Below are 11612 nucleotides of genomic sequence, written 5' to 3'. Positions count from 1 at the left end.
GGGGGGGGGGCGTCGCCCTTTCCGGATTGCGCGCCACCCCCTCACCCGGCGCTTCGCGCCGACCTCTCCCCGTCTGGGAGAGGTAAAGACAGCGTCGAGCTTTGGATTTCAGGCATGAGCGGCGATTTCTCGGCCGATCAGAAACGGTATCTCGAGGGCTTCGTCTCGGGCGTGCAGGCGGTGCGCGGCTCGCGCGGAGCGCCGGGCTTCGGCGGCGGCGTGCCGTTCGGGGGACAGGGCGGCGAAAAGGGCTTGCCGGCGAATGCCGAGCAGGTCCCGTCGGGGCCCGACGCCATCCATCTCGAGGCGATGGCCCGGCAGGAGAAGGCCGGCAAGAAGCTCTCGCCGCAGGAGAAGGCGAAGCGGGACGAGCACCCGTTCGACGCCTATGCGCGGCTCAAGGGGCTCGCGGCGGAGGGCAAGTTCGCCAAGCAGCTCGACGACTTCCGCATCCGTTTCCACGGGCTGTTCTATGTCGGGCCGACGCAGGACGCCTATATGTGCCGGCTCAGGATCCATAACGGCATCCTGAAGTCCTGGCAGTTCCGCGGCGTCGCCGACCTCGCCGAGCGCTATGGCGGCGGCTTCACGCATGTCACGACGCGCGCCAACCTGCAGATCCGCGAGATCGGCGCGGCCGACGGCATCGCGGTCCTCGAAGGGCTGGTTGATCTCGGTCTCACCGCTAGGGGGTCGGGCGCCGACAATATCCGCAACGTCACCGGCACGCCGACCGCCGGCGTCGACCCGCAGGAGCTCGTCGACACCAGGCCCTACGCCAAGGAGTGGCACCACCACATCCTGAACGACCGCTCGCTCTATGGCCTGCCGCGCAAGTTCAATGTCGCGTTCGACGGGGCGGGGCGGATCGCGGCGCTCGAGGACACCAACGACATCGGCTTCCAGGCGGTCGAGGTGCTGGAGGGCCACGGCGTCGAGCCAGGGGTATGGTGGCGGCTCGCGCTCGGCGGCATCACCGGCCATCGCGACTTCGCGCGCGACACGGGCGTGGTCGTTCCGCTCGACCAGGCCATCAGGGTCGCGGACGCGATCGTGCGGGTGTTCATCTCGAATGGCGACCGCACCGACCGCAACAAGGCGCGGCTCAAATATGTCCTCGACGCCTGGGGCTTCGAGAAATTCCTCGAGGAGGTCGAGAAGCTGCTGGGCTCGAAGCTCGTGCGCGCGCCCTCCGACGCGATCGCCCCGCGCCCCGAGAGCGACCGGCTCGCCCATATCGGCATCCACCCGCAGAAGCAGGAAGGCCATAACTGGGTCGGAGTCGGGCTGACGCTCGGCAAGATCACTTGCGTGCAGATGCGCCAGCTCGCCGACATCGCGGAAGAATTCGGCGACCGCGACATCCGTCTGACCGTCTGGCAGAACCTGCTGATCTCCGGCGTCCGCGACGACTATGTCGGCGAGGTCGAGCGGCGGATCGCCGGGATCGGCCTCGCGACCTCGGCCTCGAACGTGCGCGCCGGCCTCGTGGCCTGCACCGGCAACAAGGGCTGCAAGTTCTCGGCCGCCGACACCAAGGGCTTCGCGGACATGATCGCGAGCCATGTCGACGCGGTCGGGCTCGTGGTCGACACGCCGATCAACATCCATGCGACCGGCTGCCACAACTCCTGCGCGCAGCATTACATCGGCGACATCGGCCTGATCGGCGCGCGCGTGCCGGTCGGCGAGGACGACACGGTCGACGGCTTCAACGTCCATGTCGGCGGCGGCTTCGGGACCGACGCCACGATCGGCCGGGAGCTCGTCACCGAGGTGAAGGGCGAGGACTGCCCCGCGCTCGTCGAGAAGATGCTGCGCGGCTACCTCGCGCACCGCGCGGACGACCAGGAGACCTTCGCGGCCTTCACCCGGCGGCACGAAATCGACGCTCTCAAAGACATCTTCGAACTCGAGAAGGCGTGACAGAGATGACCGCCCAATCCCAGATCCTCCCACCGCTCGTCCCCGAGAACGCGCCCTTCAGCGACGAGCAGCGCGCTTGGCTGAACGGCTTCTTCGCCGGCCTCCTGTCGATGGACGGCGGCGTCCAGGCGCTGTCGCGCGACGCCGCGACCGCGCTGCTCGGCAGTCCGCTGCCGGGCGAGAGTCAGCCTGCTCCGGCCCAGGAGGAAGATGACGGCGCGCCCTGGCACGACGCCTCGATGCCGATCGACGAGCGGATGACGCTCGCCGAGGGCAAGCCGCTGAAGCGCCGCATGTTCGCGGCGATGGCGCAGCAGGATTGCGGTCAGTGCGGCTATCTCTGCGAGAGCTACTCGGCCGCGATCGCGTCGGGCGAGGAGCCGAAGCTCAACAAATGCGTGCCGGGCGGCAAGGAAACGCAGCGCATGCTGAAGAAGCTCGCGGTCGAGCTCGACGGCGGCGCCGCGCCCGCCGCCGAGGCGCCGGCCGCCGTGGAGGCGCCCGCGGCGTCGGCGGCCGCCGAACCCGGCCGGTCCCGCGAGACGCCTGTCGAGGCGACGTTCCTGTCCAAGCTCCGCCTCAACGGCGAGGGTTCGGACAAGGAGACCAACCATATCGAAATCGACCTCAGCGAATGCGGCCTGACCTATGAGCCGGGCGACAGCTTCGGCCTGTTCGCCTCGAACTGCCCGGAGCTCGCAGGGCTGGTCGCGGCCCGGCTCGGCGTCGAGTCCGATGCGGCGGTGACCCATGACGGCGAGACCTTGCCGCTCTCCGTCTGGCTCTCCGAAAAGGTCTGCCTCGGCGCCGCGCCGGACGCGCTGTTCGAACTGCTGAAGGCGCTGGTCACGAGCCCGGACGACAAGGCGAAGCTCGCGCAACTCGCCGAAGGCGAAGACCCGGACGGCGACCTCGCGACGCTCGACGTGCTGGCGGCGCTCGAGAAATTCCCGGACGCAAGGCCTGCCCCGGCGGAGTTCCTGGCGGCGCTCGAGCCGCTGCAGCCGCGGCTCTATTCGATCTCCTCGGCGCTCTCCGCCGACCCCGGCAAGGTCAGCCTGACGGTCGACGCCGTGCGCTACGCCGTCGCCGAGCGGATGCGGAAGGGCCTCGCCTCGACATTCCTCGCGGACCGGATCGAGCCCGGCGCGAAGGTGAAGGTCTATGTCCAGCGAGCGCACGGCTTCGCCCTGCCGAAGTCCGGCGACACGCCGATCGTCATGGTGGGCCCCGGCACCGGGATCGCGCCGTTCCGCTCCTTCCTGCGCGAGCGGAGAGCGAAATCCGCGACCGGCGGCGCCTGGCTGTTCTTCGGCCATCAGCGAGAAGCGACCGACTTTCTCTACCGCGACGAACTCGCGGAGCTGCAGGCGGCGGGCGCCCTCACCAGGCTATCGCTCGCCTGGTCGCGCGACGGCGACCAGAAGGTCTACGTCCAGGACCGGATGCGCGAGGCCGGGGCGGAGCTCTGGAGCTGGCTGGAGAAGGGCGCGCATTTCTATGTCTGCGGCGACGCCAAGCGTATGGCCGCGGATGTCGAAAAGGCCCTGATCGCGATCGCGGCCGAGCATGGCGGCAAGGGGGAGGGCGCCAAGGCCTTCGTCGCCGACCTCAAAAAGGCCGGCCGCTATCAGGCGGACGTCTATTGACGCGGGCTTCCGTCACCCCGGCGGCCTGTTTCTTCACCTCCCCGCTGGGGAGAGGTGACGGACGGGCGGCGCCATGAACATCCACGCGCCCGAGGCCCCGTCGGCTCCGACCGCCACGACCTGCCCCTATTGCGGCGTCGGCTGCGGCGTGCTGGCGCAGCCCGACCGCATGGGCGGCGCCACCGTCGCGGGCGATCCGGATCATCCGTCGAATTTCGGGCGCCTGTGCTCGAAGGGCTCGGCGCTCGGCGAGACGCTCTCGCTCGACGGAAGGCTGCTGCACCCCGAGGTCGACGGTCGGCGCGTCGCCTGGGACGCGGCGCTCGACGCGGTCGCCAAGGGGTTCCGGCAGACGCTCGAGACCTACGGACCGAAGGCGATCGCGATCTACCTGTCGGGGCAACTCCTGACCGAGGACTATTACGCGGCCAACAAGCTGTTCAAGGGCTTCCTGGGGTCGGCCAATGTCGACACCAACAGCCGACTCTGCATGTCGTCCTCGGTCGCGGGCCACAAGCGCGCCTTCGGGTCCGACACGGTGCCCGGGACCTATCGCGACCTCGAGACCGCCGACCTTCTTGTGCTGGTCGGGTCCAACGCCGCCTGGTGCCACCCGGTGCTCTACCAGCGGATGCTCGCCGCGCGGGCCTCGCGGGGAACCCGGATCATGGTCGTCGACCCGCGCCGCACGGCGACCGCGGAGGAGGCCGATCTCTATCTCGCGGTCCGGGGCGGAAGCGACGTCGCGCTGTTCTCGGGGCTGCTGGTCGCGCTCGCCGATTCCGGTCGGATCGACGGGGCGTTCGTGGCCGCCAACACGCATGGGTTCGAGGAGGCGCTGGCGCGGGCCCGCCAGATCGCGCCGAACGCCGAGGCCACGGCGAGGGCCTGCGGGCTGCCTGCGGCGGAGGTCGAAGCCTTCTTCGAGGCCTACCGGACGACCGAGCGCGTCGTCACGCTTTACAGCCAGGGGGTCAACCAGTCGACGGCCGGCGTCGACAAGGTCAACGCCATCCTCAACGTCCATCTTGCGACCGGGCGGATCGGCCGGGAAGGCATGGGGCCGTTCTCGCTGACCGGCCAGCCCAACGCCATGGGCGGCCGTGAGGTGGGCGGCCTCGCGAACCAGCTTGCGGCCCATATGGGCTTCGACGTCGAGTCGGTCGAGAAGGTCCGGCGCTTCTGGGGCGCGCCGCGCATGGCGAGAGCCGAAGGTCTCAAGGCCGTCGAGATGTTTCAGGCGATCGCGCGCGGCGAGATCCGGGCCCTTTGGGTGATGGGCACCAACCCGGCCGCCTCGCTGCCGCGAGCGGACGCCGTGGCGCGCGCGCTCGGGCGGCTCGACCATTTCGTGGTGTCGGAGAACATGGCCTCGACCGACACGCTGACGGCGGGCGCCAAGATCCGCCTGCCGGCGGCCGCCTGGGGCGAGAAGGACGGAACGGTCACCAATTCCGAGCGGCGCATCTCGCGCCAGCGCGCTTTCCTGGCGTCGCCCGGACAGGTCCGCCCGGACTGGTGGGCGATCGCCCAGGTGGCGAAGCGCCTAGGCCATGGCGAGGCGTTCGGCTGGCGCACCGTGAGCGAGGTGTTCCGTGAGCACGCCGCGCTGTCGGCCTTCGAGAACGAGGGGACGCGCGACTTCGACATCGGCGCGCTCTCGGGCCTCGACACGCAGGACTATGACAGGCTCCAGCCCATCCAGTGGCCGGCGCGGCGCGGGACCGCGCGGGCCGAGAGGCGCTTCTTCGCCCAGGGAGGGTTCTTCACGCCGGACGGGCGCGCGCGCCTCGTCGCGGTCGAACGGCCCTCCGCGCCGGCTTCCGAGCCCGATCTGCCCTATCGGCTGAACACCGGCCGCATCCGGGACCAGTGGCACACCATGACGCGGACCGGAAAGAGCCCGCGGCTGTCGAGCCATATCGCCGAGCCGTTCCTCGAGATCGGCGCGAGGGACGCCGACGCGGAGAGACTCGTCGACGGCGGATTCGCGCGGGTCTCGACCGCGCATGGCGACGCGGTGCTGCGCGTCCGGGTCGTCGCAGGCGGGGGGGACAAGACTCTGTTCGCGCCGATCCACTGGACCGGGGAGACTTCGTCGAACGGTCGGGTCGGCGCGCTGGTCCATGCGCTGTTCGATCCGATCTCGGGCCAGCCCGACGCCAAGGCGACGCCCGCGCGCGTCACGCCGGTCGCCTTCGCCCGTCAGGGCTTTGCGCTGACCCGCGGCGCGTTTGGGCCGCTGCCGGACGGCGCCTGGTGGGCCCGCGCGGCCGTCCCGGACGGGAATGGCCTGCTGTTCGCGCTCGACGGCGAGCCCGACCTCGAGACCGTGCTTCCCGACCTCGAGCCGGACGACGAGATCGTCAGCCTCGCGGACCCCGGGCGCGGCGCGTTTCGCGCGGCTGTGTTCCGCGCCGGCGTGCTGCAGGCCTGCCTGTTCGTGGGGACGGACCGGCCCGAGAGCGCGTGGAGCTTTCTGCGCGGCCGCCTTGGGCAGGCGCTGCCCGAGGGACAGGTGCGGAGCCTGCTTCTCGCCGGGCGGGCGAGCGACGGCGCTCCTTGCGGGTCGCTAGTTTGCGCCTGCCACGGCGTGCCGAAGGGCGTCATCGAGGGCGCGATCGCGGGCGGCGCGGCGGACGCAGCCGAGGTCGGCGCGGCGACCAAGGCCGGCACCAATTGCGGCTCCTGCCTGCCGGAGATCAGGAAGATGCTTGCGGTCGCGCGGGCCACGCCCGCCATGGCGTGAGGGCCAAGCGTCAGGCTGGAAAGGCCAGCACGATCCTGGTGCCCTGCGCGGTCGCTTCACGTTCGATGCGAGACTGGATCGAGGCCGCCATCGCGCCCACGATCTTCTGGCCGAGGCCCGTGCCCTGTGGAGCGACGTCCTCCGGCATGCCGACCCCGTCATCCTCTACCGACAGCGCGAGCGTGGACCCGTCGCGCGCGAGCCTCACCCGCACCTCGCCCTCGACGCCCTGCGGATAGGCGTACTTAAACGCGTTGGTGACGAGCTCGGTCACGATCACCCCGAGCGAGACCGCGCGGTCGGTCGCCATCTGCACGGACTCTGCCGAGATCGCGATGCGGTGCGGGCGCTCCGCCGTGCGCAGCGAGCTTTCGAGCTCCTCGGCGAGGCCGGACAGGTACTCGTCCATGTCCACAGAGCGCACGTCCGCCGAGGTGTAGAGCCGGCGATGCACCTGCGCGATCGCCAGGATGCGGGCTTCGGTCTCGCGCATCATGTCGCGCGCCGGCCCGTCGGGCAGCGACGACGACTGCAGATGCATGAAGGCCGAGACGAGCTGCAGGCTGTTGCCGACGCGATGGTTCACTTCGCGCAGCAGCGTCTCGGCGCGGTCGCGGGCCTCGACGACGGCGCGCTCCGCGGCCTCCTTGAGCCGCCGCATCTCCGCCTGATCGAGCGCATGGGCGACGGCGGCGCGCAGCAGAGCGAGGAACTCGCCGGCGACGTCCTTGATGACATAGTCCATCGCCCCGGCCTTGAGCGCTGCGATCGCGACGCGCCCGTCCTCGCTGCCGGTCACGTAGATCACCGGCGGCGCGTTCGGCAGCGCTCTGATGGCCGGCAAGATGTCGAGCCCCGTCTCGCCCCGTAGGAAATGGTCGAGCGCGACGACGTCGAAACGCTCGCGCGACAGCGCCTCCAGGCCCTCCGCGCAGGTCTCGACCGCCATCGTGTCATAGCCCGCGCGCCCAAGATCCCGCGAGACCAGACGGCGCAGCCCCTCGTCATCCTCGATCAGGAGGACGCGCTTGCGGGCCGGCTGGTCGCGCGGGCCGTCGCTCATGCGTCGGGCACCTGCATGACGGAGAGGAACAGGCCAAGCTGGCGGATCGCGGTGGCGAAGGTGTCGTAGTCGACGGGCTTGGTGATGTAGACGTTGCAGCCGAGATCGTAGCAGCGCTGGATTTCGACCTTGTCGTCCGTCGTGGTCAGCACGATCACCGGCGCCCGCTTCAGGCGGTCGTGCTTCTTGATGTCGCCCAGAATGTCGATGCCGGTCATGTCCGGCAGATTGAGGTCGAGCAGGATCAGCAACGGCCCGTTGGCGGTCGTCTCCGTGGACTTGAGAAAGGCGAGCGCCGAGGTGCCGTCGGCGAAATGCCTGATTTCGTTGTTCACGCCCGCGCGCCGGACGTTCTTCTCGATCAGCCTGGCGTGTCCCTCGTCGTCCTCGATCATCACGATCACGACGGAACGCTGGTTGGAGTTTTGGCTCATGCCGCGAGACCTTCGGATTGGGATTTCAGGACGGCTGGAAAGGAGAGGTGGAAGGTTGAGCCTTGGCCGGCCTCGGACGTCAGCCGGATGGTGCCGCCGAGCCTGCGGACGCTGGCGCGCACGAAGGCGAGGCCGAGGCCTTCGCCGGGCTGGTCCTGCGCTCCCGCGCGCCGGAACAGCTCGAAGACGCGTTCGTGATCCTGCGGGGCGATGCCGCGGCCATTGTCCTCGATCTCGTATTCGACCAGCGCGCCGACGCGCCGCCCCGACACCACGACGCGGCCCGGGCGCGACCTGTCGAGATATTTGACCGCGTTCTCGATCAGGTTCTGGAAGATCTGCTCGATCGACAGCCGGTCCGTGACGATGGCGGGCAGGCCGGGCTTGACTTCGATAGCGGCGTCTGCCGCCTCGATCTGCTGGTACATGGTGTCGGCGATCGCCTCGACCACCTTCTCGATCGAGACGCTTTCAGGGCGAATGTCGCGGCGGCCTTCGCGTGAGAGCCGCAATATGGCGTTGATCAGGCGGTCCATCTTGGCCGTCGACGAGCGGATGAAGCCGATCGCCTCCGGCAGATCCTCCTCGATCGCCTGACGGGCCTCCGTCGTCACCCGGCGGCTTTCCTCGTCGTCGAGGCGGTCGATTTGATCCTTCAGCGTGCGCCGCGCGGCGTCGAGCTCGCTCGTGAATCCCATGACGTTGACGAGCGGCGCTCTCAGGTCGTGGCTCACGATATAGGCGAAGCGCTGGATTTCCTGATTGGCGGCCGTGAGCTCGGCGGTTCGCTCCGAGACGGCGGCTTCGAGCCCTTCATTGGCGTGCGCCAACTCCGTCCGCGCCTCGGCAAGGCTTCGCGCCTGCTTGCGCAAGACGGCTTGCGACGCCCAGGCCAGGGCGCCGGCGATCAGAAGGCCGAGCACCATGATGGCGAGCAGCCTCTGATCGTTCAGCTTTGCGCTCGCGACCCGCCCGGCCAGGATCTCGTCTTGCCGCGCCATGATCAGGCCGACGACGCCTCTGAGCGCGTTCATCGCCTCCCGGCCACGGTCGCTGATGACGATCGAGCGCGCCTCCTCGCGTTTGCCGGCGCGCTCGAGCGCGATCGTCTCGGAAAGCTCGTTGAGCTTGACCTTGAGAGCCGCCTTCAGCGTCTCGATCCGGTCCCGCTTCACGCCGCGGTCATCCGCGCGCGCGACCACGCCTGCGAGAGCCTCGTCGATCTCGCCGATCGCGACCTCGTAGGGCCGAAGGTAGCGCTCGTCGTCAGACAGCAGGAAACCGCGCTGTCCGGTCTCCGCATCCTGCACAAGGCTGAGCAGGTGGATCAGATCCGTCTTGTAGAGCAACGCCCTGGTGATCTGCTCGTTGAGCTCCGCGCTGCGCTGAAGCTGCCAGGCGGCCGCGACGCCGACGGCGGCGAGCGCGGCGAAGCCGAGAAGGAGGAGCAGGACGTCGTTGCGCTTCGACTTCGCGCCGGTCGGCAAAGCGCTCATTTCGGCGTGACGCGAGTAGCGGCGGTAGCCACGTCCAGTTCCTGATTTGCGACCGGCGGAACGCGCCGGGTCGGGGTCCGAAGCTTCGGTAGCCGATGATCTTGCCGGAGGGAAGCTTTTGGGGAGGCCTCAGCCCAAAAAGGCGGCGTTCGAAAGATCAATCGGCGATGCGCAGGTTGACCGCTCCCGCCTTGTCGAGCGCCCTCCGTCGCGAATCGACCGTGCTCCAGTTGAACCGCATCCTGACTCTGCCGTTGGCGAACCGACGGAGGCCGCTGCCCGCAGGGCCAAGGACGCCCGCCGGCGCGCCGAAGGTCGCGACCGGCACGGTCCCGGTGACCTTGTAGCCGCGGGCCGCGAGGATCGCCCTGACGCGCACGCAATAGGCCACCGAGCGGTGCGAGAATCGCGTCTCGCCATGGCCGGCGCGATACTTCATGACCGTGCCGCAGATGTCTTCGCCGGTCATCTTCCAGGCTTCGCCGAGATAGCGGACGCCGTATTTGATGTTGGTCTCGGGGTCGAAGAGCTTCGGCAGCGGCTCCGAGAAGCCGAGCATGCGGGCCGTGGACGGCAGGACCTGCATGAGGCCGATCTCGCCGACGCCGCCAACGGCGCGCTGATTGTAGCCGCTCTCGACCTCGGTGACGGCCTCGGCGATTTCGGGCGGGAGGCCGACGCCCTCGGCCTCCCGGCGCACCATGGCGCGGATCGCCTGTTCGTCGGGTTGGGCCGTCTTGTCCTTTGCGTCGCCCTCGGGGACGGCGACCGGCGCCGTCGGGGCGGCGGCCTCCGGCGCGAGAGCCGCTGCAGGCGCGGTCGGCTCGCTATCGGCCCCGGCCTCGCGTCCGGACGCCGCCGTCGCGAAGGACAGCGCGGCGATCGCCAGGGCGGCCAAAGGCGTCGAACGCATCCGGAGCCTGTCGTCTCGGAGGGGCCGGCGGCGGAGGATCTCTTCCGCCGCCGGCCATGATGCCCGGATGTCAGACGATGAGGAAGTCGTTCTTGCTGAGGTTCGACACGTCGTCGAGATGCGCAACCAGCACGTTGTCGCCGCCGCCATTGCCGTCGGCGTCGTAGTACAGATCGTGGCCGGTGGTGTCATAGAGGAAGGTGGCGTCGCCCGAGTCCGGTCGGGGCGTGCCGGCCACCACGAGGTCGAAGTCGGGGCCGAGATTGTCGAAGCCGGCCGCGTGGAACACGAGCTTGTCCTCTCCGCGGATGAAATCGAGCACGACGTCCGAGCCGTCGCTCTCGGAGCGGAACACGAACTGGTCCTCGCCGAGCCCGCCATACAATGCGTCTCGGCCGGGACCGCCGGTCAGCGTGTCGTTCCCCGACCCGCCGTCGAGCGAGTCCCGCCCGGCCTGGCCGTTCAGGACGTCTGCGCCGCTGTCGCCATACATCTCGTCATAGCCCGACCCGCCATTGACGGTGTCGTTCTCCGAACCGCCGCCGATCAGGTCGTCGCCGTCGCCGCCGCTGACCTTGTCGTCGCCGACCCCGCCCTCGACGCGGTCGCCCTGCGCGCCGCCGTTCAGCGCGTCGTTTCCGAGTCCGCCATAGAGCTTGTCGCGGCCGGAGCCGCCCGAGATCGTGTCGTTCCCGGCCTCGCCCTCGATCGTGTCGTAGCCGGCGTCGCCGGACAGGTCGTCATTGCCGTCGAAGCCGTAGATCAGGTCGTCATGGTCGCCGCCCGACACGACATCGTCACCGGCGCCGCCGTCGATGTCGTCCTCGCCGTCGCCGCCGTTGATCGTGTCGTTCCCGCCATTGCCGAGCAGCAGGTCGAAACCGCCGCCGCCGGAAATCTTGTCGCCGCCGCCATAGCCCTCGAGATAGTCGTCGGCCAAGCCGCCCGTGACGGTGTCGGCCCCTCCCATGATCTCGGAGACGAACTCGCCCGGGCGTTCGTCGACCGCGACGGTGTCGTAATAATCCTCGAGCGAATGGGACAGGTCCTCGATCCGGCCGACGAGATCGCCCGACGGGTCATAGAGGAAGACGTCGGTGATCGTGCCGTCGGTCGGCTCGTCGTCCGAATTGAAGGCGAAATCCGTGCCCTGGAGCACGAGCTCGTAGCCGTCGCGGCTGACGAGCGAAACCTCGTGGTCGGAGCCGAAATTGAACTCCGCGTTCGGGTCGAAGAATTCGATGATCCGCAGATTGTCGACCGCGGCGTTGGTGACTCTCGTGACTGCCATGGCGTTTCGTCCCAGTCTTTGCGCGCCCCCGCGATGCGGGGGGACGCCGCCCCAAGAAACCGCACCGTCTTACCGTTTCCGGACCTGACGG

Annotated in this window: 8 protein-coding genes; 3 read left to right on the top strand and 5 right to left on the bottom strand. The window is 69.3% G+C overall.

Translation table 11 applies throughout. The annotated features are described in order from the left end of the window. Window positions 1-114: 114 nt before the first annotated feature. From EK403_RS02145 to EK403_RS02135, 3 genes are all read left to right on the top strand, one after another. Window positions 115-1926, top strand: a complete 1812-nt coding sequence (locus EK403_RS02145; RefSeq protein ID WP_128775838.1) for a NirA family protein — start codon at window positions 115-117, stop codon at window positions 1924-1926. Window positions 1927-1931: 5 nt separating this feature from the next. Further along, a complete protein-coding gene (locus EK403_RS02140) occupies window positions 1932-3575 on the top strand; it encodes a sulfite reductase subunit alpha (protein WP_128775837.1) in 1644 nt (547 codons plus the stop codon). Between the two features lie 73 nt (window positions 3576-3648). Continuing rightward, a complete protein-coding gene (locus EK403_RS02135; RefSeq protein WP_128775836.1) occupies window positions 3649-6324 on the top strand; it encodes a nitrate reductase in 2676 nt (891 codons plus the stop codon). A 10-nt stretch (window positions 6325-6334) separates the two neighbouring features. Here EK403_RS02135 and EK403_RS02130 read toward each other — a convergent pair whose 3' ends face one another. From EK403_RS02130 to EK403_RS02110, 5 genes are all read right to left on the bottom strand, one after another. Then, a complete protein-coding gene (locus tag EK403_RS02130; protein WP_128775835.1) occupies window positions 6335-7387 on the bottom strand; it encodes a sensor histidine kinase in 1053 nt (350 codons plus the stop codon). Then, window positions 7384-7821 (bottom strand): response regulator, encoded by a 438-nt coding sequence (locus EK403_RS02125; protein WP_128775834.1) that lies wholly within the window; start codon window positions 7819-7821, stop codon window positions 7384-7386. The genes EK403_RS02130 and EK403_RS02125 overlap by 4 nt, the downstream gene beginning before the upstream one ends. Then, entirely contained in the window at window positions 7818-9317 is a 1500-nt protein-coding gene (locus EK403_RS02120; RefSeq protein WP_128775833.1) for a sensor histidine kinase, read from the bottom strand. Before EK403_RS02120 ends, EK403_RS02125 begins: the two co-directional genes overlap by 4 nt. A gap of 157 nt (window positions 9318-9474) precedes the next feature. Then, window positions 9475-10230 carry a lytic transglycosylase domain-containing protein gene (locus EK403_RS02115; RefSeq protein ID WP_128775832.1) on the bottom strand — a complete coding sequence of 252 codons (756 nt, stop codon included), beginning with the start codon at window positions 10228-10230 and terminating at the stop codon, window positions 9475-9477. Window positions 10231-10300: 70 nt separating this feature from the next. Next, window positions 10301-11521 (bottom strand): calcium-binding protein, encoded by a 1221-nt coding sequence (locus tag EK403_RS02110; protein ID WP_128775831.1) that lies wholly within the window; start codon window positions 11519-11521, stop codon window positions 10301-10303. Window positions 11522-11612: the final 91 nt, after the last annotated feature.

Source organism: Hansschlegelia zhihuaiae, from assembly GCF_004103825.1.
Taxonomy (GTDB): Bacteria; Pseudomonadota; Alphaproteobacteria; order Rhizobiales; family Methylopilaceae; genus Methylopila; species Methylopila zhihuaiae.
Note: the sequence above shows the minus strand (reverse complement) of the source record. Positions and strands in the feature narration are given on the sequence as shown.